At 54.2% G+C, this 23,227-nt stretch carries 17 protein-coding genes; 15 read left to right on the forward strand and 2 right to left on the reverse strand.

The annotated features are described in order from the left end of the window. The first annotated feature begins 8 nt into the window (after positions 1–8). From B9Z41_RS15955 to B9Z41_RS16015, 13 genes are all read left to right on the forward strand, one after another. On the forward strand, positions 9–680 hold the full coding sequence (locus tag B9Z41_RS15955; protein WP_100148072.1) for a tetratricopeptide repeat protein: 672 nt from the start codon (positions 9–11) through the stop codon (positions 678–680). After that, the gene (bamB, locus tag B9Z41_RS15960; RefSeq protein WP_233202745.1) at positions 677–1,804 is read left to right on the forward strand and encodes an outer membrane protein assembly factor BamB; all 1,128 of its coding nucleotides are present in this window, start codon (positions 677–679) and stop codon (positions 1,802–1,804) included. The genes B9Z41_RS15955 and bamB overlap by 4 nt, the downstream gene beginning before the upstream one ends. Before the next feature lie 24 nt (positions 1,805–1,828). Further along, complete coding sequence (gene der / locus B9Z41_RS15965; protein WP_100148074.1) at positions 1,829–3,169, forward strand: ribosome biogenesis GTPase Der; 1,341 nt, start codon at positions 1,829–1,831, stop codon at positions 3,167–3,169. A gap of 77 nt (positions 3,170–3,246) precedes the next feature. Beyond that, positions 3,247–3,513: an RNA chaperone Hfq gene (hfq, locus tag B9Z41_RS15970; RefSeq protein WP_100148075.1), complete on the forward strand. Its 267-nt coding sequence runs from the start codon at positions 3,247–3,249 to the stop codon at positions 3,511–3,513. A gap of 77 nt (positions 3,514–3,590) precedes the next feature. Continuing rightward, a complete protein-coding gene (hflX, locus tag B9Z41_RS15975) occupies positions 3,591–4,754 on the forward strand; it encodes a GTPase HflX (protein ID WP_100148076.1) in 1,164 nt (387 codons plus the stop codon). A gap of 53 nt (positions 4,755–4,807) precedes the next feature. Beyond that, positions 4,808–6,169 (forward strand): FtsH protease activity modulator HflK, encoded by a 1,362-nt coding sequence (gene hflK / locus B9Z41_RS15980; RefSeq protein ID WP_100148090.1) that lies wholly within the window; start codon positions 4,808–4,810, stop codon positions 6,167–6,169. A gap of 15 nt (positions 6,170–6,184) precedes the next feature. Further along, positions 6,185–7,090, forward strand: coding sequence for a protease modulator HflC (gene hflC, locus B9Z41_RS15985; protein WP_100148077.1), 906 nt, complete (start codon positions 6,185–6,187; stop codon positions 7,088–7,090). 12 nt (positions 7,091–7,102) lie between these two features. Beyond that, entirely contained in the window at positions 7,103–7,297 is a 195-nt protein-coding gene (locus B9Z41_RS15990; RefSeq protein WP_199173012.1) for a DUF2065 domain-containing protein, read from the forward strand. A gap of 57 nt (positions 7,298–7,354) precedes the next feature. Further along, the gene (locus tag B9Z41_RS15995) at positions 7,355–8,503 is read left to right on the forward strand and encodes an ATP phosphoribosyltransferase regulatory subunit (protein ID WP_100148078.1); all 1,149 of its coding nucleotides are present in this window, start codon (positions 7,355–7,357) and stop codon (positions 8,501–8,503) included. 50 nt (positions 8,504–8,553) lie between these two features. Then, positions 8,554–9,882, forward strand: a complete 1,329-nt coding sequence (locus B9Z41_RS16000) for an adenylosuccinate synthase (protein ID WP_100148092.1) — start codon at positions 8,554–8,556, stop codon at positions 9,880–9,882. Between the two features lie 20 nt (positions 9,883–9,902). Continuing rightward, positions 9,903–10,427 (forward strand): phosphoribosyltransferase, encoded by a 525-nt coding sequence (locus B9Z41_RS16005; RefSeq protein WP_100148079.1) that lies wholly within the window; start codon positions 9,903–9,905, stop codon positions 10,425–10,427. 77 nt (positions 10,428–10,504) lie between these two features. Beyond that, the gene (locus tag B9Z41_RS16010) at positions 10,505–11,722 is read left to right on the forward strand and encodes a PLP-dependent transferase (RefSeq protein ID WP_100148080.1); all 1,218 of its coding nucleotides are present in this window, start codon (positions 10,505–10,507) and stop codon (positions 11,720–11,722) included. Between the two features lie 17 nt (positions 11,723–11,739). Then, positions 11,740–12,549 carry a DUF2189 domain-containing protein gene (locus B9Z41_RS16015; RefSeq protein WP_369823356.1) on the forward strand — a complete coding sequence of 270 codons (810 nt, stop codon included), beginning with the start codon at positions 11,740–11,742 and terminating at the stop codon, positions 12,547–12,549. Here the strand turns inward: B9Z41_RS16015 and mnmH are convergent. Together mnmH and B9Z41_RS16025 are read right to left on the reverse strand one after the other, a co-directional pair. Next, the gene (gene mnmH, locus B9Z41_RS16020; RefSeq protein ID WP_100148081.1) at positions 12,533–13,612 is read right to left on the reverse strand and encodes a tRNA 2-selenouridine(34) synthase MnmH; all 1,080 of its coding nucleotides are present in this window, start codon (positions 13,610–13,612) and stop codon (positions 12,533–12,535) included. The genes B9Z41_RS16015 and mnmH overlap by 17 nt on opposite strands. 9 nt (positions 13,613–13,621) lie before the next feature. Next, positions 13,622–14,257, reverse strand: coding sequence for an arylesterase (locus tag B9Z41_RS16025; RefSeq protein WP_100148094.1), 636 nt, complete (start codon positions 14,255–14,257; stop codon positions 13,622–13,624). A 109-nt stretch (positions 14,258–14,366) separates the two neighbouring features. Between B9Z41_RS16025 and B9Z41_RS16030 the strand changes: the two genes are divergently transcribed. Further along, positions 14,367–15,071: an ABC transporter ATP-binding protein gene (locus B9Z41_RS16030; protein WP_233202748.1), complete on the forward strand. Its 705-nt coding sequence runs from the start codon at positions 14,367–14,369 to the stop codon at positions 15,069–15,071. Positions 15,072–15,240: 169 nt separating this feature from the next. Beyond that, positions 15,241–23,227 (forward strand): tetratricopeptide repeat protein (locus B9Z41_RS16035; protein WP_233202749.1); only part of this gene is annotated, 7,987 nt, incomplete at its 3' end.

Genomic DNA, 23,227 nt, shown 5'->3' on the forward strand with positions numbered 1-23,227 from the left:
TGACCACCATGGCATCTCACCTCGACCTCGAAGAACAAGAACAAATCGATGAGCTCAAGCACTTTTGGAAGCGCTGGGGCGATCTGATCACCTGGGCTGCCATTGCTGCACTGGGCAGCTACGCAGCATGGATGGGCTGGCAGTCGTGGTCAACCAAGCAAGCGGCGCAGTCGGCCGCGCTGTACGACACCGTCGAGCGCGCCGCCATCAGCGCGGACATGGCCCTGCTGGATCGTTCAGTGGCAGACATCGAAGACAAATTTGCCAGCACCAGCTACGCGCAGCAAGCTGCCTTGTTGGCCGCACGCATTTACCAAGACAAAGCTCGTCCCGCCGATGCGCGCAAGCAACTGACGTGGGTGATCGACAAATCCGATGACGCGGGCTATCAAGCACTGGCCCGTTTGCGTCTGGCCGCCTTGCAGATCGAAGACAAAGCGTTTGATGCGGCGCGCCAACAACTGGCTGCCAAGGTGCCTGCGTCTTTTGAACCTTTGGTGGCAGATCGCTTGGGCGACATCGACATGCTCGAGAACAAGCCTGCTGACGCGATCAAACATTACCAACAAGCCTGGAAAGGCTTTGATGCGAATGCTGAATACCGCCGTTTGGTGGCGGTCAAGTTATCCGCATTGGGCGCCGATCCTGAAGAAACATCAGCCAAGGAACCTAACAAGTGAACACCACCTTTCGGTCCGTGATTTCTAAGCTTGCCGTGTTTGGGCTTTGCATGGGCTTGGCTGCCTGCGGCACGTCTCGCCCCAAACCCGAAGACTTTCCCAACGTGACCGTGTTGCAAGACGTGCGGACTTCGTGGAGCGCACAGATTGGGACAGTGAACTTTCCTTTGGCGGTAGCCAGTCGCGGGGATCGCGTGGCCTTGGCCAATAGCCAAGGCACGGTGGTCGTGTTGTCTGCGCAAACCGGCCAAGACATTTGGCGTGTCAACCTGAACCAAGCCATTGCCGCAGGCGTGGGCAGCGATGGTCAACAAGTGGCCGTGGTCACGCGTGACAACCAATTGGTGGTTCTCAAAGATGGGCAGGTGCAATGGCGCCAAAATTTGACCTCGTCGTCGTTCACGCCTCCATTGCTGGCGGGTGGACGTGTGTTTGTGTTGACGGCCGATCGTTCGGTGTTGGCTTTTGACGGTGCCACGGGTGGCCAGCTTTGGACGCAACAGCGCCCGGGCGAACCGTTGGTGCTCAAGCAGGCGGGCGTGTTGGTGCCCTTCAAAAATACGCTGCTGGCGGGTTTGTCGGGACGCTTGGCAGGTTTAGATCCAAACACCGGCGCGATTCGCTGGGAATCGGCCATTGCCACACCACGCGGAACCAACGACATGGAGCGCTTGGTGGATTTGGTCAGCCCTGTTGACCGACAGGGTGATGTGGTGTGCGCACGCGCTTTTCAGGCACAAATTGGGTGTGTCAATGCCGAACGTGGTCAGTCTGTGTGGACCCGTGTTTCCAACGGAGATCGTGGTGTCAGTGGCAACGACAAATTGCTGATTGCCACCTTGTCAAACGGCGTGGTGCAGGCTTGGAACCGCAGCAATGGTGAACGCTTGTGGGACACCGAACGTTTGAAATACCGTGTTCTGAGCGCACCTTTGGTCACGCCTAGGGGCGTCTTGCTGGCAGACAACGGTGGCTGGTTGTATCTGTTGTCCTTGGCCGATGGTGCCTTGCTCAACCGCGTCAAACTCGATGGCAGCGAGTTGGCCGCAGCACCTGTTCAGGCAGGGACAACTCAAGTGTTGGTCACACGCGAAGGTCGCGTGATGGGCCTGCAAATCCCGTGATCGCGGGTCGTTAAGGAATATGTTTTGAAACCCGTTTTGGCCCTGGTGGGTCGCCCCAACGTTGGCAAGTCCACGTTGTTCAATCGTCTGACCCAATCGCGTGATGCGATTGTGGCTGACTACGCGGGTCTGACCCGTGATCGCCACTATGGCAACGCCAAGTTTGGCAAGCTTGAATTCATCGTCATCGACACCGGTGGCTTTGAGCCCGATGCCACAGAAGGCATTTACAAGGAAATGGCTCGCCAAACCCAGCAAGCCGTCGCTGAGGCTGATGTGGTGGTGTTTGTCGTCGATGCCCGTGGGGGCTTGTCAGCGCAAGACCATGACATTGCCAAGTACCTGCGCCGCTTGGGCAAACCTTGCTTGTTGGTGGCGAACAAAGCCGAGGGCATGCGCGAAGGCATGCAATTGGTGGAGTTTTATGAGTTGGGCTTGGGCGAAGTGTTGCCTGTGTCCGCGGCACATGGTCAGGGCATTCGCTCCATGGTTGAAATGGCTCTCGCGCCTTTGCATCTGCCGGATGTGGACGAAGACGCCGAGCATGTCGACGACGGCACGATCAAGCTGGCCGTGGCTGGTCGTCCCAACGTGGGCAAATCAACCCTCATCAACACCTGGTTGGGTGAAGAGCGTTTGGTGGCGTTTGATTTGCCCGGCACCACACGTGATGCCATCAGCGTGCCGTTTGAGCGCGATGGTCAGAAGTTTGAATTGATCGACACCGCCGGCTTGCGCCGCAAGGGCAAGGTGTTTGAGGCCATTGAAAAGTTTTCGGTGGTCAAGACCTTGCAAGCCATTGAGTCTGCGAATGTCGTGTTGCTGTTGCTCGATGCCACCCAGGGTGTGACCGATCAAGATGCCCACATTGCGGGCTACATCTTGGAGAGCGGTCGGGCCGTGGTGTTGGCGGTGAACAAATGGGATGCGGTTGACGCATACCAGCGTGAGATGTTGCAACGCTCCATTGAAACACGGCTGCCATTTTTAAAGTTTGCTGCTTTGCATTTCATCTCGGCCAAAAAGCGCCAAGGTTTGGGGCCTCTGTGGGGCGCCATCGCACAAGCGCACCGGGCGGCCATGTGCAAGATGTCGACGCCGGTGCTCACGCGCTTGCTGCTTGAGGCTGTGCAGTTCCAAAGCCCGCAGCGTGCCGGCATGTTCCGCCCCAAAATGCGCTATGCCCATCAGGGTGGCATGAACCCACCTGTCATCGTGATTCATGGCAACTCGTTGGAGCACGTGACCGAGGCCTACAAGCGTTTCTTGGAAGGGCGTTTTCGCAAAGCGTTTTCTTTGGAAGGGACGCCTTTACGCATTCAGATGCGCACGTCCAGCAATCCCTACAAGGACAAGGACGCCTGAATGAGTTAGAAAGTCTTGCCGCTGTGGTAAGGTGAGGCTTCTTTTACAACCACTGAAACACGGAGAATATCGTGAACATGAACACCGACAACTCAAAGAACAAAGGCCAACTGTTGCAAGATCCTTTCCTCAACATATTGCGTCGCGAACATGTGCCGGTTTCCATTTACTTGGTCAATGGCATCAAGCTCCAAGGTCAAATTGAATCTTTTGATCAATACGTGGTACTTCTTCGGAATACGGTCACCCAAATGGTTTACAAGCACGCGATTTCAACCATCGTGCCGGGTCGTGCGGTGAACTTCAATGCCGCCGACGGCACAGGCAGTTCGCCCGAAGTTTGAACCTGAGTACTCTGAAAAAGGGGCTGTTACAGCCCTTTTTTTATGCATCATTGACATTGAACTCTTAGACTGACCATTTGACCGATTCCAGCCACAACAACGACGCACCCACCATTTTGGTTGGGGTAGATTTTGGTTTGCCACATTTTGATGGCGAACTCGAAGAACTGGGCCTACTGGCTCAAACTGCTGGGTTGCGGCCCGTGGCACGCGTTACTTGCAAACGCAAAGCACCGGATGCAGCCTTGTTTGTGGGCAGTGGCAAGGCCGATGAAATCAAAGCTCTAGCTGTGTTGCACGGGGCCACAGAAATTTTGTTCGACCAGTCTTTGAGCCCAGCCCAGCAGCGCAACTTAGAGCGTCACATGGGGATAGCGGTCAATGACCGCACCTTGCTCATTCTGGAAATCTTTGCTCAGCGTGCGCGCAGCCACGAGGGCAAGTTGCAGGTGGAGCTGGCCAAGCTGCAATACCTCAGCACACGCTTGGTGAGACGCTGGTCGCACTTGGAGCGACAAAGCGGTGGTATCGGCATGCGCGGTGGCCCCGGCGAGAGCCAGATCGAGTTAGACCGTCGCATGATCGGCGAGTCCATCAAACGCACCCGTGAGCGCTTGGAAAAAGTCAAACGCCAGCGCAGCACACAACGTCGGCAACGCCAGCGGCGCGACGCCTTCACGATTTCTCTGGTGGGTTACACCAACGCGGGCAAGTCCACTTTGTTCAACGCCTTGGTCAAGGCACGCGCTTATGCCGCGGACCAGCTGTTTGCCACCCTCGACACCACCACGCGGCAGCTCTATTTGGGCGACAAGCAAGGGGGCGGGCGTTCGGTGTCTTTGTCGGACACGGTGGGTTTCATCCGTGATTTGCCGCACGGCTTGATCGATGCGTTCCAAGCCACGCTGCAAGAAGCCGCTGATGCCACATTGCTGATGCATGTGGTGGATGCCTCCAACTCGAATTTCCCAGAACAAATGGACGAGGTGCACAAGGTGCTGGTAGAGATCGGTGCCGCCGATGTGCCGCAAGTCCTGGTGTTCAACAAACTCGACGCCATCAGTGAGGACAAGCGTCCTATGCAGTTGCATGACCACTACACGGTAGACGGCCAAGCTGTACCTCGTTTCTTTGTCAGCGCCCGAACGGGCGAGGGGCTGTTGGCTTTGCGTGAGTACCTGGCTCAAGAGGCTATGCAACACATGCCCGATGACCTGACGACACCACCGGTTTTAGATTGAACCCGGTGGCAATTAGGCACAATCAAGACTTCTGATCAATCACAACCATGCGCATGAACTCCAACTCCAAAGCTGAACGCCGCCCGTACTGGCTGGCTCGCCTGCTCGGCATGTTCAATCTCAACGATGGACGCTGGGGCCGCGACACGCCAACGGGGGCTAACTCGGGTGGCAACGGTGCGCCTGAAGACAAGCCAGCGCCGGACCAAGTACCGCCTGGTAACCAACGCCCCAGCACGGCGGGTGGGCCACCTGATTTGGATGAGTTGTGGCGCGACTTCAACCGCAAACTCTCAGGCTTGTTGGGTGGCGGCAAAGGAGGCTCTGAGCCCCCTAAAGGCGGCATGCCAACAGGGCCTAGTCTGCCGGGGGCACGTGTGGGCTTGGGCGTGGTGGCGGCCGTGTTGTTGGTGATTTGGTTTTGCACTGGTTTTTTCATTGTGCAAGAAGGCCAGCAAGCGGTGATCACCCAGTTCGGTCGTTACAAGGCCACGGTGGGCGCGGGTTTCAACTGGCGTTTGCCGTACCCATTCCAGCGCCATGAGCTGGTGTTTGTGACACAGATTCGCTCGGTCGATGTGGGGCGTGACAACGTCATCAAGTCGACGGGGCTGCGCGAGTCGGCCATGCTGACCGAAGACGAAAACATTCTGGAAATCAAATTTGCCGTGCAATACCGCTTGACCGATGCGCGGGCCTATTTGTTTGAAACTAAGAACCCCACCGACACCGTGGTGCAAGCTGCTGAAACAGCGGTGCGCGAAGTGGTGGGCAAAATGAAGATGGACTCGGCCATGTCGGAAGAGCGCGACCAGATTGGTCCGCGCATTCGCAGCTTGATGCAACAAATCTTGGACCACTACAAGGTCGGCATCGAGGTGGTGGGCATCAACTTGCAACAAGGTGGCGTGCGTCCTCCAGAACAAGTGCAAGCTGCTTTTGACGATGTGCTCAAAGCCGGCCAAGAGCGCGAACGCGCCAAGAACGAAGCCGAAGCCTATGCCAACGACGTGGTGCCACGCGCCGTGGGTACCGCCTCGCGCTTGAAGCAGGAGGCCGATGGTTACAAAGCTCGCATCGTGGCGCAAGCACAGGGTGACGCGCAACGTTTCAAGTCGCTGTATGCCGAGTACCAAAAAGCACCGCAGGTCACACGCGATCGCTTGTACATCGACACCATGCAACAGATCTACAGCAACGTCACCAAGGTGTTGGTGGACTCCAAACAGGGTTCCAACTTGCTGTATTTGCCGCTCGACAAAATCATTCAACAAGCGTCGGGCGGAGCAACACCTGCTGCCCCCGTGTCAACCACCGAGAACAACACGTCTCCTGCGACGCCCAATGCGGCCAGCGCAGCCACCCTCGACGCGCGTGCCCGTGATGGCCGCAGCCGTGACCGTGATGGCCGTTGATCAGGGAGCAAGAACATGAATAGCAAAATTGGTTTTTATATTTCATCGGCCTTGGTTGGTTTGGCCCTCATCAGCTCGATGTTGTTTGTGGTCGACCAACGCCAGTTTGGTGTGGTGTATTCCTTGGGCCAGATCAAGGATGTGATCACCGAACCTGGACTCAACGTCAAGTTGCCGCCGCCATTTCAAAACGTCACCTACATCGACAAACGCTTGTTGACCCTGGACAACGCCGACACCGAGCCCATGTTGACCGCTGAAAAGCAACGCGTGGTGATTGACTGGTACGCCCGTTGGCGCATCACCGATCCATCACAGTACATCCGTAACGTGGGTCTGGATGAAAACGCGGGCGCCATACAACTCAGCCGCGTGGTGCGCAACGCGTTTCAAGAGGAAATCAACAAGCGCACCGTGAAAGAGCTGTTGTCGCTCAAGCGCGAAGCCTTGCTGGAAGACGTCAAACGCGAAGTGCTGGCAGCCGTCAAAGGGGCCAAGCCTTGGGGCGTGGACGTGGTGGATGTGCGCATCACCCGTGCCGACTATGTCGATGCCATCACCGAGTCGGTGTACCGCCGCATGGAGGCCGAGCGCAAACGCGTGGCCAATGAGTTGCGATCAACGGGTGCTGCTGAAGGCGAGAAAATTCGTGCCGATGCCGACCGTCAACGTGAAGTTACCGTGGCCAACGCTTACCGTGAAGCACAAAAAATCAAAGGTGAGGGCGATGCCCAAGCGGCTCAAATTTACGCCGAGTCGTTTGGTCGTGATGCACAGTTTGCGCAGTTCTACCGCAGCCTGGAAGCCTACAAAACCACCTTCAGCAAGAAGAGCGATGTGATGGTGGTCGACCCCTCCAGCGACTTCTTCAAAGCCTTTCGTGGCAGCGGTGCCTCGTCGGCTGCTCCGGCCAAGAAATAACAAGGTTCACGCATGGACTTGAACAGCGACGTGCTGTGGACGGCCTTTGGCCTGATGCTGGTGTTTGAAGGCTTGATGCCTTTTGTGTCGCCCGAAGGGTGGCGCAACAAAATGATGCAAATCCTGGCTTTGCACAATGGCCAGATCCGATTCTTCGGCTTGGCCTGTGTCTTGACCGGTGTTTTGATCTTGTGGTGGCTGGGTTGATGGGAAACGTCCCCATAAGCCCGGTAAAATCTCTTTTTTAACAGCCCCCCTCATCTCATGTCCGCTTGGGTCTTGCCGGATCACATCGCCGATGTTTTGCCTTCCGAGGCCCGGCATATCGAAGAACTCCGCCGTCTTTATCTCGACACAGCACGTGGCTATGGCTACGAGTTGGTCATGCCGCCTTTGTTGGAGTACCTCGAATCCTTGCTGTCAGGCACGGGTCGGGCACTCGATCTTCAAACCTTCAAACTGGTGGACCAACTCTCGGGTCGTACGCTGGGTTTGCGTGCCGACACCACGCCTCAAGTGGCGCGTATCGATGCGCACTTGCTCAACCGTGCCGGTGTGACACGTTTGTGTTACTGCGGTCCGGTATTGCACACCCGTCCTGACCGTCCGTTTGCCACCCGTGAGCCTTTGCAATTTGGCGCTGAAATTTATGGCCATACAGGTTTAGAGGCCGATTTGGAAGTTTTGCACCTGGCCTTGGACAGTCTCAAGGCTGTGAACCTGCACAACTTTTCGGTGGACTTGAGCGATGCCCGCATCGTGCCCGCCTTGCTCGAAGGCGTCACGCTCACCCTTGATGCCCGCGACGCCTTGCATGCCGCCTTGGCCAGCAAAGACGTGCCAGCGGTGCGTGCCTTGACGGCCAGCTTGCCCGCGCCTGTGCAGACTGCTTTGGTGGCCTTGGCGCGCTTGTATGGTGATGCGTCGGTACTGACACAGGCTGAGCAAACCTTTGCAGCTTGGCCAAAGGTGCAACAAGCTTTGACCGAGCTGCGCCAGGTGGCGGCTGATTTGGGGGACGTGCCCACAACCTTCGATTTGGCCGACTTGCGTGGTTACGCTTATTACAGCGGTGTGCGCTTTGCCATCTATGTCTCGGGTGCCAGTGACGCGTTGGTGCGCGGTGGTCGCTACGACGAAGTGGGTGCCGTGTTTGGGCGCAAGCGTCCGGCAGCAGGCTTCAGCCTGGACCTGAAAGAGTTGGTCAGTGTGGTTCCCGCCCGTGCCTTGAAAGCCGCCATTCGTGCGCCTTGGGGCACGGCCAAAGGTTTGCGCGAAGCCATTGCTCATTTGCGCGCGCACGGAGACACTGTGGTGTGCGTGATGCCTGGGCATGAAAGCGAAGTCGATGAATTCGACTGCGACCGCGTCTTGGTCGATGTGAATGGCCAGTGGGTCGTTCAGGCCCTTTAATTTTTTAAATTCCAATTGAACTTGATATGAGCACTAGCAAAGGACAAGCCGTGGCTGCTACCAAAGGTCGTAACGTGGTCGTCGTCGGCACCCAATGGGGCGACGAGGGCAAGGGCAAGTTGGTCGACTGGCTGACCGAAACCGCCACCGGTGTGGTGCGCTTTCAAGGTGGTCACAACGCGGGCCACACCTTGGTCATCAATGGCGTGAAAACTGCACTGCATCTGATCCCCAGCGGCATCATGCGCCCAGGTGTGAAGTGCTACATAGGCAACGGCGTGGTGCTGTCGGCCACCAAACTGCTGGAAGAAATTGCAGGCCTTGAAAAAGCCGGTGTGGAAGTGCGTTCACGCCTGCGCATCAGCGAGGCCTGCCCCTTGATCTTGCCCTACCACGCGGCCTTGGACATTGCGCGCGAAGCGGCCAAAGAAAAAGCCGGTACCGCCAAGATTGGCACCACGGGTCGCGGCATTGGCCCGGCCTACGAAGACAAAATCGCTCGTCGTGCCTTGCGCGTGCAAGACCTCAAGCACCCTGAGCGTTTTGCCACCAAGCTACGTGAGAACTTAGAGTTGCACAACCATGTGTTGACCGATATCTTGCACGCCCCTGCGGTGGACTACGACACCGTCTACAACGAAGCCATGGCTTACGCCAAAGAAATTCTGCCCATGGTGGCCGATGTGTCGCGTGAGTTGAACGACGCCCATGCCCAAGGCGCCAACTTGCTGTTTGAAGGCGCGCAAGGCACCTTGCTGGATGTGGACCACGGCACGTACCCGTTTGTCACCTCCAGCAACTGTGTGGCCGGCAATGCCGCTGCTGGTGCGGGCGTGGGCCCAGGTTTGCTGCACTACATCTTGGGCATCACCAAAGCCTATTGCACCCGTGTGGGCGGTGGCCCATTCCCCACCGAGTTGGACTGGGAAACTCCTGGCAACCCTGGCTACCACATGAGCACCGTGGGCGCTGAAAAAGGCGTGACCACCGGTCGCAGCCGCCGTTGCGGTTGGTTCGATGCCGCCTTGCTCAAGCGCAGCGCACAAGTCAACGGCTTGAGTGGTTTGTGCATCACCAAGCTCGACGTGCTGGATGGCTTGACCGAGTTGCTGTTGTGTGTGGGCTATGAGTTGGATGGACAAAGAATAGACATCTTGCCGATGGGCGCGGATGAGATTTCACGCTGCAAACCCATCTATGAAAGCATTCCTGGCTGGAGCGACAGCACCGTGGGGGTGACCGATTACGCCAAGCTGCCCAAGGCCGCACAGCACTACCTCAACCGCATTGCCGAGACGACTGGTGTGCCGATTCACATGGTGTCGACCAGCCCAGACCGTGACCACACGATCTTGCTGACCCACCCCTACATTGCTTAATTTTTTAAAGGACCTTTGACATGTTGACCGAAGACGGCAAACACCTGTACGTGTCGTACGACGAGTACCACAACCTGATTGAAAAACTCGCCATCAAGATCCACCAATCGGGTTGGCAGTTCGACACCATTCTTTGCCTGGCCCGTGGTGGCATGCGTCCAGGGGACATCTTGTCGCGCATCTTCGACAAGCCCTTGGCCATCATGTCGACCAGCTCGTACCGTGCGGATGCAGGGACTGTGCAAGGCCACTTGGACATTGCCCGCTTCATCACCACCCCCAAAGGCGAAATCGCTGGCAAGGTGTTGTTGGTTGACGACTTGGCCGACACCGGTCACACCCTCAAAGCTGTGGTGGACCAACTCAAGAACAACTACCAACCCATCACCGAATTGCGCACTGCCGTGATTTGGACCAAAGGCGTGTCAGCGTTTGCGCCCGATTACTCGGTGGACTATCTGCCCACCAACCCCTGGATTCATCAGCCGTTTGAGCCGTATGACAACATGCGTCCAGCAGCATTGATGGAGAAGTGGAAGGTTTAATTCGCCTTTTGCTTGCTTTGTTTTAAGAACTCCGCCTTGGCGGAGTTTTTCGTTTCAGGGCTGGTTAATATCTGCCCATGACCCGCAGCACCGACCTTATTCATCACCCTTACCAACCGCCGTCTGAATTTGATGCGCCACAGGTTGGGGTGTTCAAAGCATCGACGGTGATTTTTCCCAATGTCGCGGCCATGCGCACACGCGAGTGGTTGAATAAATCGAGCTATACCTACGGCTTGCATGGCACGCCCACCACGTTCACCCTCGAAGAGCGCCTAGCCACGCTGGAGGGGGGTACGCACTGCATCTTGACGCCCAGTGGCCTAGCGGCCATTGCCCAAGTTGATTTGGCCTTGCTGAAAGCAGGCGACGAGGTGTTGATTCCAGACAACGCCTACAGCCCCAACAAAGCCCTGGCTGAGGGCGAGTTGGCGCACTTTGGCATCAGCCATCAGTTCTACGACGCGATGAACCCCGCCGATTTGGCCGCGCGTATCAACGAACGCACGCGCTTGGTGTGGCTGGAGGCGGCAGGCTCGGTGTCGATGGAGTTTCCTGATCTGCCTGCACTGGTTCGTGCGTGTCGTGCCCGTGGCGTGTGTTGCGCACTCGACAACACGTGGGGTGCAGGTTTGGCCTTCAATGCGTTTGACTTGACACCAGGGCAGGGCGATGCACCCTTGGGCGTGGACCTGACCATCCATGCCCTCACCAAATACCCCAGTGGCGGCGGTGACGTGCTGATGGGCAGCATCGTCACCCGCAGTGACGCACTGGCCAAAACCATCAAGCTCAGCCACATGCGTTTGGGCACAGGGGTGGCGGCCAACGATGCCGAGCTGGTGTTGCGCGCTTTGCCCAGCTTGGCATTGCGCTATCGGGCACAGGACCAAGCAGCTCGACACCTGGCGAATTGGTGCAGTCAACAGACCCAGTTTTCTCAAGTCTTGCACCCGGCTTTTCATGGCGCACCCGGACATGCGCATTGGCAGCAGCTGTGTGTGACGCCCCAAGAGCCTCAAGGTTTGGCGGCAGGTATTTTCAGTGTGGTGGTGGATACGCGTTACACCACGCAGCAGATAGATGCATTTTGCGATGCCCTGCAATTGTTCAAAATTGGCTATAGCTGGGGCGGCCCCATGAGCTTGGTGGTGCCCTATCACCTGAGCGCTGCGCGCCAACTTGCCACGCCGCATCTTCAAACGGGGCGTGTGGTGCGTTTTTGCATAGGTCTGGAAGATGTGCGGGACTTGCAGCAAGATCTTGCGCAAGCTTTGCAACACCTGTGTCTTTGAAACAAGGAGTCATGTCCATGTCTGTTGATACGCCTGAGCAAAGCGAAGCTGCTGCACCGACCGAAACGCCGCCAGAACGTATCGATGTGATGGATTTGCGTTTTTCTGATCCTTTGCGTTGGTTGGGCTTGGGGTTTCGTGATCTGCTGTCACAGCCCCTGGTGACTTTGTTTTATGGGTCATGTTTTTGGCTCATGGCGCTCATCGTGAGTGCCGTGTTTCGCAGCAACCCGGAGTTCACCTTGTCGGCCATCTCTGGCTGTTTGTTGTTGGGCCCGTTCTTGGCGATGGGGCTGTACGACGTGAGCATGAACCGCGAGCGCGGTCACCGTCCGACCTTGGGCAGTTCGCTCACTTGCTGGGAGCCGCATGTGCGTAGCATGGGCATGTTGGTCATGGTCGTGGTGGTGTTGGAGTTGTTGTGGGGACGTGCGTCGTTGGTGGTCTTTGCGGTGTTTTTCAACACCGGTGGCATGCCCACCACCGCCAGTGTGATCGATGCTGTGTTCAACCCACAGAACTGGGAATTTGTGGTCGCCTATCTGTGTGTGGGGGGCTTCTTTGCGGGTTTGGTGTTTGCCACCATGGCGGTTTCCATTCCCATGATCTTGGACCGTGACACCGACGCCATCACCGCGGGCATCACCAGCTTGCGAGTGTTTTTGAGCCAGACCGGCGTCATGCTGTGGTGGGGCGCACTCATCACCGTGTTGGTGTTGCTGGCTTTGTGGCCCTCAGCCGCAGGCTTGTTGTTGGTGGGCCCATGGCTGGGCTTTGCCACCTGGCATGCTTACCGTGCGTCGGTGCGCTTTAGCCCTGGCGCATGATGTCGCGTGCCAGGGCGCGCATGGCGTCCATGGAGCGGTCGCTAGGTTGCACCACGGCGGCTTGCCCAAACTGTTTGAAGTTGCGGCGAGTGGACTCGGCATAGCCTGGGTCGTAGTGCAGGGTGAGTAGCTCGCGCACCACGGGCTCGTTGTCACCCGCCATCACCTGTGTTTTCCAGGCCTCCACCACGGCGCGACCACGCCGGTCCACCAAGGCGTCGAGTCGTTTGCAAAAGTAGTCTGGGTCTTTGACGAAGAAGTCGTAGTCCTCCATCAACAAAGCCACGCGTTCGTCATCACTCAAACGCAAATCCAGGCAGGGGCTTTCGCGCATGGACAGCATCAGCACTTCGGGCACAGACAGATTGCCCACTTTACGGCTCTCAGATTCGACATACACCGGGCGTGAGGTGTCGAAGCCTTTCAAGGCGGTCCACACCAAGGTGTCAAAGTGCTTTTGGCTGGGTTGCGGTACGCCCGGAATATGGCCCAGCACAGAACTGCGATGGTTGGCCAAGCCCTCCAAGTCCAGCACCTGCGCACCCTCCGCTGCCAGGGCATGCAGCAAACGGGTTTTGCCTGATCCCGTGGGCCCACACACAACGCGCCATTGAATGGGGGCCACCAGCTCGGGAATAGAGGCCAGCAGCGCAGCGCGAAAAGCTTTGTAGCCGCCTTCGATCAAGTGAATCTTGAAACCAATTTGTCCCAGCACCATGGCCAGCGAACCGCTGCGTTTGCCACCCCGCCAGCAGTAAATCAAGGGCTGCCAAGTACGCGGCAGCGGCAGCACTTCGCGTTGGATGTGCCGTGCAATATTGGCCGCCACCAATGCCGCGCCGTGCTTTTGCGCTTCAAAGGCACTGACTTGCTTGTACATGGTGCCAATCACGATGCGCTCTTCGTTGTTGAGAGACGGCCAATTGACGGCACCGGGCAGGTGGTCGAGCGCAAATTCGTCTTCACTGCGCGCGTCGATGATGGTGCTAAAGCCCCCAGGGGCGCCCAGCGGCGTGGCCATGCGGGCCATGGCGTCTTGCGCCGAAATGAATTGAACGCTCACGGAACTCTCTTACAACTGTTTTTTGATTTCAGGCCACACATTGGCCAACATACGCGGATGCGCTTCTTCGCGTGGGTGGATGCGGTCTGGCTGAAACAGCTGCGCTGCGTCAGGCCGATCAGCTATGCCTTGCAAAAAGAACGGGACCAAGCCCGTACGGTACTTTTTGGCCAGGTTGGCAAACATGGCTGAGAACTTGGCGCTGTAGTCAGGCCCGTAATTGGGCGGTACTTGCATGCCCACCAGCACCACGCGCGCGTTGACGGCACGTGAGGCTTCGATCATCGCTTCCAAGTTTTGTTGGCTGCTGTTGAGGTCCAGGCCGCGCAGGGCGTCGTTGCCGCCTAACTCAATCACCACCAACACGGGGCGAACTTGCGCCAAGGCGGCGGGCAGGCGCGAGCGGCCTCCAGCTGTGGTGTCGCCACTGATGCTGGCGTTGACTACCCGCACATCGGGTCGTTCAGTACGCAGTTTCATGGCTAAGAGGCTGACCCAACCGGTGCCACGTGGAATGCCATATTCGGCGCTCAGTGAATCACCCACCACCAAAATAGTTGCCGCAGGCGCTGAGCCGGGAGGGGGCACGGCACTTTTGGTTTGCACACGACGGTGCGGGCCGGTAGACCAAATTTCGCCCTCCATGCCCTGCCCAGTGGAGGTGATCACCTTTTGATCGGCCGCTGCTGTGCGCAGGCCCAAAAGCCCTGTGAGCGCGCTGCCCAGCGCCGCCACGTTAAAGTGTCGTCTCCACATGCCATTGCCTTTCATGACCACGCCCTTGACCTCTCATCCCACGCCATTGATTTCTGTCTCTCATGTTTTCAAGTCGGTGCAAGACGCCACCGGTACGTTGGACATTCTCCGCGATATCAACTTCACACTTGCTGCGCACCAGTCGCTGGCGATTGTGGGAGCCTCAGGCTCGGGCAAAAGCACCTTGTTGTCCATCATGGCGGGCTTGGATACACCCAGCCAAGGCACGGTGGTGTTGGCCGGGCAAGACATGTTTGTTTTGAGCGAAGATGCCCGTGCTGCCTTGCGGGCGCGCCAAATTGGTTTTGTGTTTCAAAGTTTTCAGTTGCTGGGCAACATGACCGCGCTGGAAAACGTCATGCTGCCTTTGGAGTTGGCTGGACAACCCAACCCGCGTCTGGCGGCACGCGAGATGCTGGAGCGTGTGGGTTTGGGGGAGCGCCTCAACCATTACCCCAAAGTGCTGTCTGGCGGAGAGCAACAGCGCGTGGCCTTGGCTCGTGCTTTTGTGGTCAAGCCTACCTTGCTGCTCGCGGATGAGCCCACAGGCAGTTTGGACCATGCGAGTGGTGAACGCATCATGGACTTGATGTTCGCCCTCAACCAAGAACTTGGTACCACCTTGGTCTTGGTCACCCATGACCCCAAGCTAGCAGCGCGTTGCGACCAAGCCATCACGATAGAGGCGGGTAGACTAGCTTAGCTATCAAATTTAGTGCTTCCGTTTAATTTTAATACTTTAATGGTATTAAAATTAAAATATGAGCACCTTAATATTCTGCACATCCTTCTCGAACAACCCACAGCATTGGCAGCAAAGATACCGAAAGTGGGTTGACTACTTTGCGTCTTCGTCGCTTGAATTCGACCAAATGTTGATGGTGGATGACGGCAGTCCTGTCTTGCCGGAGTGGTCAGACTTTGAAGTCTTGACCGAGTTGCCAGCGCAGCGTCCGTCGGCTAAAAAAGTGTTGTTTCATTTTTCAAACAACTTGGGGCGACAGAGCAACCTGCACCATCCCGGCTGGTTTCGTAGCTTTGGTTTTGCTGCGCAATACGCCAAGGCGCATCAATTCACCAAGATCGTTCACATTGAGAGCGACGCCTACCTCATGTCAACGAGGATGTTTGATTTTGTCAACAACTCCCAAACAGGGTGGACCACATTTTGGTGCCCACGCTGGCAATGTGAGGAAATAGCCATTCAGGTGGTTTGCGAAGATCAATTTGACACTTATGAACGCATCACCCAGCAAGACTATGGATCTGTCTATGCTGGCAAAGTTATAGAAAAGATGCTGCCGTATACCTCCGTTCGCAAAGACTTTGTGGGTGATCGATACGCTGAAGGCAATGGGTCTATCCCTTTGAACGTGGATTACGTCTGTCAATTTCAGACTGAGCTGGAGATTGGTGCGTTGGTCAAGCGAGTAAAGCAACAGCTTTCTTTACCAGCACCAAGTCAACAGGGACAAGAGGATGTCGGTAAATTGTTTGAACAAGGACTGGCCTTGCACAAACAAGGTCAGTTGGTGCGAGCAAAGATGCTTTATGAGGCTGTGCTTAAAAAAAATCCTAAGCACTTCGATGCATTGAATGCACTCGGTGTTGCTGAGATAAATTTTGAAAATTATAGAGAAGCTGTCAATCTCATATCTTCTGCGCTTTTAGAAAATAAGAAATCAGCAGAGGCCTATTACAACTTAGGACTTGGGCTGGATGGACTGAACCTAAAAGCGCAAGCTATTGAGGCATACGATGAATGCTTGAAGCTAGACCCTAAAAATTTCAGTGCATTGAACAATAAAAGTAAAACTCAGCGAGATATTGGGAAATATGAGGAAGCGATAGTCTCAAGTAGCGCAGCGATAGCAATCAAATCCGATTACGCTGTGGCCTACTTGAACCGTGCAATTGCGTTCATGGAACTTAAGCAGTTTGAAGCTGCTATCGCTAGCTTCGACCAGGCCATTGGCATCAAACCGGGCAACGCAGAGGCCTATTTCAATAGAGGCAATGCACAGATGGAGCTCAAACAATTTGAGGCTGCATTAGCCAGCTATGACCGAGCGATCAACACCAAGCCAGACTACGCAGATGCCTATTTCAAGAAAGGTCTTACGTTGCAAGAGCTCAAGCAACTGCCAACTGCTGTTGCCAGTTATGACAAGGCCATCAGCGTTAAGCCAGACTTTGCAAATGCCTATCTCAACCGCGGTTCTGTGCTATCAAAGCTAAAACAGTTGGATGCCGCATTGGATAGTTACAACAAGGCGATCAGCATTAAACCAGATTTTGTGCAGGCTTACTCGAACCGTGCTGTCGTGCTGAAAGATCTTGGGCAGATTGAGGCTGCATTAGCCAGTTACGACGAAGCGATCAGCATCAACCCAGACTACGCAGGGGTCTACTGGAATAAGTCATTTACTCTTTTACTTTCCGGTCGATTCGAAGAAGGTTGGAAATTGTATGAATGGCGTTGGAAGCATGAAGGTTTAGGGCTAAAGCTTCCCAATTTCTCTCAACCCCTGTGGCTAGGTGTGGAGTCATTGCAGGGGCAAACCATCCTGCTGCACAGCGAGCAAGGCTTGGGTGACACCATCCAGTTTTGCCGATACGCCAAGTTGGTCAAAGCACTCGGGGCTCATGTGGTGATGGAGTCTCCTACTGCTCTAGTGCCGTTGCTACAAGGCTTGGAAGGTGTTGATGAATTGGTGGCGAGGGGGCAAGCATTGCCTGCATTTGACTATCACTGTCCATTGCTGTCTTTGCCCTTGGCCTTCAAAACAGAGCTTAGCACGATCCCCTCATCAGAGCCTTACCTGCGTAGCGACAAGGCCAAGGTCAAACAATGGCGTGCCAAACTGGGGCGCAAAACCAAGCCACGCGTAGGTTTGGTGTGGAGCGGTAGTACAGGGCACACAAACGACCACAACCGCAGCTTCAAACTAGAAGAATTACTGCCGTATTTGCCGGATGGTTTTGAGTATGTGTGTCTGCAAAAAGAAATCCGGGAGGTCGACCAAGAAATGCTCCAGCAATCAAGCATTCAATACTTTGGCGATGAGCTTGAGAACTTTGCAGATACGGCTGCATTGTGTGAGCTGATGGATGTGGTGATCAGCGTGGATACTAGCGTGGCGCATTTGTCAGGGGCATTGGGCAAACCAACTTGGGTGTTGTTGTCATATTCTCCTGATTGGCGCTGGTTGTTGGACAGAGAGGACAGTCCTTGGTATGGATCGGTCAAGTTGTACAGACAGGACGCTGATCGAACTTGGTCTTCAGTGCTGCACAGGGTAAGTCGTTCGTTGTTAAGCCAAGCCAAACTACCGGTGGCCAACAGTGTAGGCGTGCAGCAGATCACTAAAAAGTTCATGGCAGGACTAACTGCTTTTCAAAATAGCCAACCAGTTCAAGCCAAATCAATCCTTGAAGACTTGCTCAAAGATGCGCCGAATCATTTTGATGCCATGCACCTATATGGCATTGTTTTGGGGCAACTTCAAGAAACCAAAAAATCGATTGAGATTTTTAAAAGAGCGATAGAAATACAACCAAATAGCGCCGACGTACACAGCAACTTAGGTAATGCGTACAAAGATGATGGCCAGCATGAACTAGCCATCACGCATTGCGAGATGGCTATCCGCTTAAATGCAAACCATGCCAGTGCCTATACCAACCGAGCCATTGCGCTACAGAAATTGGAGAGACTAGACGAAGCTTTAGTCAGTTATGACAAGGCCATCGCACTCAACCCGAACAATCATGAAAATTATTTGAACAAGGGGGTCATCCTTCGAACACGGAACAACTTTGACGAGGCATTGAAGAGTTTTGAAAAAACAATTGAGTTAAAGCGTGATTGTGCAGAGGCTTATTTCAACTGCGGGCTTGTACTCAAACAGCAGCATCATTATGAAGCGGCGCTGAGCAGCTATGACAAGGCAATCAGCATCAAACCAGATTACGTCGATGCACTCATCAACAAAGGTAATACTCTGCAAGCCCTCAAACAATTTGAGGCAGCTGTGGTCAGTTACAACCAAGCGATCAGTCTCGAACCCAACTATGCAGAGGCTTACTACAACCGAGGTATTGCGCAGATGTCGCTCAAACGGTCTGCGGATGCGCTAGATAGCTATGACAAAGCCATTTATCTCAAAACCGACTATGCGGGCGCGCATTGGAGTAAATCATTGGCTTGTTTACTTTTCAGCCAATTTGAAGAAGGTTGGAAACTGTATGAGTGGCGTTGGAAATATGAAGGTCTTGACTCAAAGCTTCCCGATTTTTCTCAACCTCGGTGGCTAGGGGTGGAGTCTTTGCAGGGTCAAACTATTCTTCTGCACAGCGAGCAGGGGTTGGGAGACACCATCCAGTTTTGCCGATACGCCAAGTTGGTCAAAGCACTGGGTGCCCGTGTGGTGATGGAAGTACCTGCGCCTTTGGTGCCGTTGCTAGAAAGTTTGGAAGGTGTGGATGAATTGGTAGAGAAGGGACAAGCACTGCCTGCGTTTGACTACCACTGTCCGCTGTTGTCTTTGCCGTTGGCCTTCAAGACAGAGCTCAGCACGATCCCCTCACCCGAGCCTTACCTGCGTAGCGACAAGGCCAAGGTCAAGCGATGGCGCGCCAAACTGGGTCGCAAGACCAAGCCACGCATTGGCTTGGTTTGGAGCGGTAGTACGGTGCACAAGAACGACCGCAACCGCAGCCTCACACTGGACGAGTTGACACCGTACCTGCCTGAGGGCTTTGCGTATGTGTGTCTGCAAAACGAAATCCGGGACGTCGACCAAGAGGCGCTCCAGCAATCAAGCATTCAATACTTTGGCGATGAGCTTGAGAACTTTGCAGACACAGCGGCGTTGTGCGAACTGATGGATATGGTGATCAGTGTGGACACCAGCGTGGCACATTTATCTGGGGCCTTAGGCAAATCGACCTGGGTGTTGTTGCAACATGTTCCTGATTGGCGCTGGTTGTTGGACAGAGAAGATAGCCCTTGGTATGGATCGGTTAAGTTGTACAGACAGGACGCTGATCGAACTTGGTCTTCAGTGCTGCACAGGGTAAGTCGTTCGTTGTTAAGCCAAGCCAAACTACCGGTGGCCAACAGTGTAGGCGTGCAGCAGATCGCAAAAAATTTCATGCTGGAATTGCAAGTTGTTGGTGAAACCGAGCATTCGTCTGAAGTCCAACTCCTCCAGCTATTTACGAAAGGACTGTCTTTTCACAAAGAGGGTCAGTTAGCCCAGGCAAAGGCAATTTATGAGGCTGTATTGCAAATTAAACCTACGTACTTTGATGCACTACATATGCTGGGCGTCATTGCACTGACGTGGAACGATGCTGATCTTTCTGTTTCTCTTATCGGCAAAGCTTTGATCGAAAATAAATCGAATTCTGATGCGTTCTTTAACTACGGATTAGCTTTACATGCCAATGCACAGCCGTTATCTGCGGTTGAAAGCTACGACAGCGCAATCTCATTAAACCGTGACAACGATAAAATTTATTGGAATAAAAGCTTGTCGCTTTTGTTACTTGGAAAACTCTACGAAGGTTGGCAGTTATACGAATATGGCTGGCGTGGCAGTCAACAACGAGGTATTCCGCTAGTCAGTTCTCAACCCCTGTGGCTAGGGGTGGAGTCTTTGCAGGGTCAAACTATTCTTCTGCACAGCGAGCAGGGCTTGGGAGACACCATCCAGTTTTGCCGATACGCCAAGTTGGTCAAAGCACTCGGGGCTCATGTGGTGATGGAGTCTCCTACTGCTCTAGTGCCGTTGCTACAAGGCTTGGAAGGTGTTGATGAATTGGTGGCGAGGGGGCAAGCATTGCCTGCATTTGACTATCACTGTCCATTGCTGTCTTTGCCCTTGGCCTTCAAAACAGAGCTTAGCACGATCCCCTCATCAGAGCCTTACCTGCGTAGCGACAAGGCCAAGGTCAAACAATGGCGTGCCAAACTGGGCCGCAAGACCAAGCCACGCATTGGCTTGGTTTGGAGCGGTAGTGCGGTGCACAAGAACGACCGCAACCGCAGCCTCACACTGGACGAGTTGACACCGTACCTGCCTGAGGGCTTTGCGTATGTGTGTCTGCAAAACGAAATCCGGGACGTCGACCAAGAGGCGCTCAAGCAATCAAGCATTCAATACGTTGGCGATGAGCTCAAAGACTTTGCAGACACGGCGGCGTTGTGCGAACTGATGGATGTGGTGATCAGTGTGGACACCAGCGTGGCACATTTATCTGGAGCCTTGGGCAAATCGACCTGGGTGTTGCTGCCCTACGTTCCGGATTGGCGCTGGTTGCTCGACAGGGAGGATAGCCCGTGGTATGGCTCAGTCAAGCTGTACAGACAGGATGCTGATCGAACTTGGTCTTCAGTGCTGCACGGGGTAAGTCGTTCGTTGTTAAGCCAAGCCAAACTACCGGTGGCCAACAGTGTAGGCGTGCAGCAGATCGCAAAAAATTTCATGGCAGGACTGACTGCTTTTCAAAATAGCCAACCAGTTCAAGCCAAATCAATTCTGGAAGACTTGCTTCGCGATGCGCCGAATCATTTTGATGCCATGCACCTGTATGGGATTGTTTTGGGGCAACTTCAAGAAACTAAGAAATCGATTGAGATTTTTAAAAGAGCGATAGAAATACAACCAAATAGCGCCGACGTACACAGCAACTTGGGTAATGCGTACAAAGATGATGGCCAGTATGAGCTGGCCATCACGCATTGCGATATAGCTATTGGCTTAAATGCAAAACATTCCAGCGCCTATACCAATCGAGCGATTGCATTGCAGCAATTGGAGAGACTAGACGAAGCTTTGATTAGTTACGACAAGGCCATAGCACTTAACCCGAACAATCATGAAAATTACTACAACCGAGGTAATGCACAAATGGCGCTCATGCAGTCTGAGGCTGCGGTAGACAGCTATGACAAAGCAATCAGCCTAAAGCCAGACTATGCGGGTGCGCATTGGAACAAATCACTGGAACTTTTGGCTCTGGGGCAATTTAAAGAAGGTTGGAAAAGCTATGAGTGGCGTTGGAAGCACGAAGATCTTGGGTCAAAGCTTCCCAATTTCTCTCAACCCCAGTGGCTGGGTGTGGAGTCATTGCAGGGGCAAACTATCCTGCTGCATAGCGAGCAAGGCTTGGGCGACACCATCCAGTTTTGCCGATACGCCAAGCTGGTCAAAGCGCTGGGTGCCCGTGTGGTGATGGAAGCCCCTGCTGCTTTGTTGCCGTTGCTACAAAGTTTGGAAGGTGTTGACGAGTTGGTGGCGAAGGGCCAAGCACTGCCTGCGTTTGACTACCACTGTCCGCTGCTGTCTTTGCCCTTAGCCTTCAAGACAGAGCTCAGCACGATCCCCTCACCCGAGCCTTATCTGCGTAGCGACAGCGTCAAAGTAGCGCAATGGCGTACCAAACTGGGGCGCAAAACCAAGCCACGGATTGGCTTGGTGTGGAGTGGGAATCCCGCTTTTAAGGGCGACCAAAACCGCAGCCTCAAACTGCAAGAGTTGATGCCTTACCTGCCAGAAGGCTTTGAGTATGTTTGCCTGCAAAAGGAGATCCGAGAGGTAGACCAAGAGACACTCAAGCAATCAAGCGTCCGATACTTTGGTCATGAACTCGAAAACTTTGCAGATACGGCGGCGTTATGCGAGCTGATGGATGTGGTGATCAGCACGTGTACCAGCGTGGCACATTTGTCAGGTGCGTTGGGCAAATCGACCTGGGTGTTGCTGCCCTACGTCCCAGATTGGCGCTGGTTGTTGGACAGAGAGGACAGTCCTTGGTATGGATCGGTCAAGTTGTACAGGCAGGATGCTGACCGAAGTTGGTCTTCGGTATTGGAGCGGGTCGCCGGTGCGTTGTTGGATTGCGACAAACTACCGGTGGCCTCCAACGCGGCATCATCGCAGAATATGACAAAGTTAATGGCTGGATTAAATTCTTTTCAAAACGGTCAAGCAGTTCAAGCCAAATCAATTCTCGAAGATCTGCTCAACGATACGCCGAATCATTTTGATGGCTTGCATTTGTATGGCATTGTTTTAGGACAACTTCAAGAAACTAAAAAATCGATTGAGATTTTTAAAAGAGCGATAAGAATAAAAGCCAATAACGCTGACGTACACAGTAATTTGGGTAATGCGTATAAAGACGATCGCCAGTATGAACAGGCGGTCGCACATTGCGACATAGCTATTGGCTTAAATGCAAAACATTTCGCCGCCTATACCAATCGAGCGATTGCGTTGCAGCAATTGGAGAGACTAGACGAAGCTTTGATCAGTTACGACAACGCCATTGCACTTAACTCGAACAATCATGAAAATTATTTGAACAAAGGTGTCATCCTTCGAACACTGAAAAACTTTGACGAGGCATTAAAGAGTTTTGAAAAAACAATTGAGTTGAAGAGTGATTGTGCAGAGGCCTACTACAACCTAGGTGATGCACAGGCGTATCTCAAACAGTTTGAAACTGCGTTGAGCAGTTATGACAAGGCAATCAGCATCAAGCCAGATTATGTGGATGCATACATCAATAAAGGCAATACGCTACAAGCCCTCAAACAATTTGAGGTGGCTGTTGCAAGTTATGACCGAGCGATCAGTCTTCAACCCGACTATGCCAAGGCTTACTACAACCGAGGTAATGCACAAATGGCGCTCATGCAGTCTGAGGCTGCGGTAGACAGCTATGACAAAGCAATCAGCCTAAAGCCAGACTATGCGGGTGCGCATTGGAACAAATCACTGGAACTTTTGGCTCTGGGGCAATTTAAAGAAGGTTGGAAAAGCTATGAGTGGCGTTGGAAGCACGAAG

This window comes from Limnohabitans sp. JirII-31, assembly GCF_002778315.1.
Classification (GTDB): domain Bacteria; phylum Pseudomonadota; class Gammaproteobacteria; order Burkholderiales; family Burkholderiaceae_C; genus Limnohabitans.

Bases quoted from the DNA above. Each gene is read 5' to 3' on its own strand.
- B9Z41_RS15990 (WP_199173012.1), top strand. From the start codon at position 7,103: ATGGACTTGAACAGCGACGTGCTGTGGACGGCCTTTGGCCTGATGCTG.
- B9Z41_RS16005 (WP_100148079.1), top strand. From the start codon at position 9,903: ATGTTGACCGAAGACGGCAAACACCTGTACGTGTCGTACGACGAGTAC.
- B9Z41_RS15995 (WP_100148078.1), top strand. From the start codon at position 7,355: ATGTCCGCTTGGGTCTTGCCGGATCACATCGCCGATGTTTTGCCTTCC.
- hflC (WP_100148077.1), top strand. From the start codon at position 6,185: ATGAATAGCAAAATTGGTTTTTATATTTCATCGGCCTTGGTTGGTTTG.
- B9Z41_RS16010 (WP_100148080.1), top strand. From the start codon at position 10,505: ATGACCCGCAGCACCGACCTTATTCATCACCCTTACCAACCGCCGTCT.
- B9Z41_RS16025 (WP_100148094.1), bottom strand. From the start codon at position 14,257: ATGGAGGGCGAAATTTGGTCTACCGGCCCGCACCGTCGTGTGCAAACC.
- B9Z41_RS16015 (WP_369823356.1), top strand. From the start codon at position 11,740: ATGTCTGTTGATACGCCTGAGCAAAGCGAAGCTGCTGCACCGACCGAA.
- B9Z41_RS15955 (WP_100148072.1), top strand. From the start codon at position 9: ATGGCATCTCACCTCGACCTCGAAGAACAAGAACAAATCGATGAGCTC.
- hflK (WP_100148090.1), top strand. From the start codon at position 4,808: ATGAACTCCAACTCCAAAGCTGAACGCCGCCCGTACTGGCTGGCTCGC.
- B9Z41_RS16030 (WP_233202748.1), top strand. From the start codon at position 14,367: ATGCCATTGCCTTTCATGACCACGCCCTTGACCTCTCATCCCACGCCA.
- hfq (WP_100148075.1), top strand. From the start codon at position 3,247: ATGAACACCGACAACTCAAAGAACAAAGGCCAACTGTTGCAAGATCCT.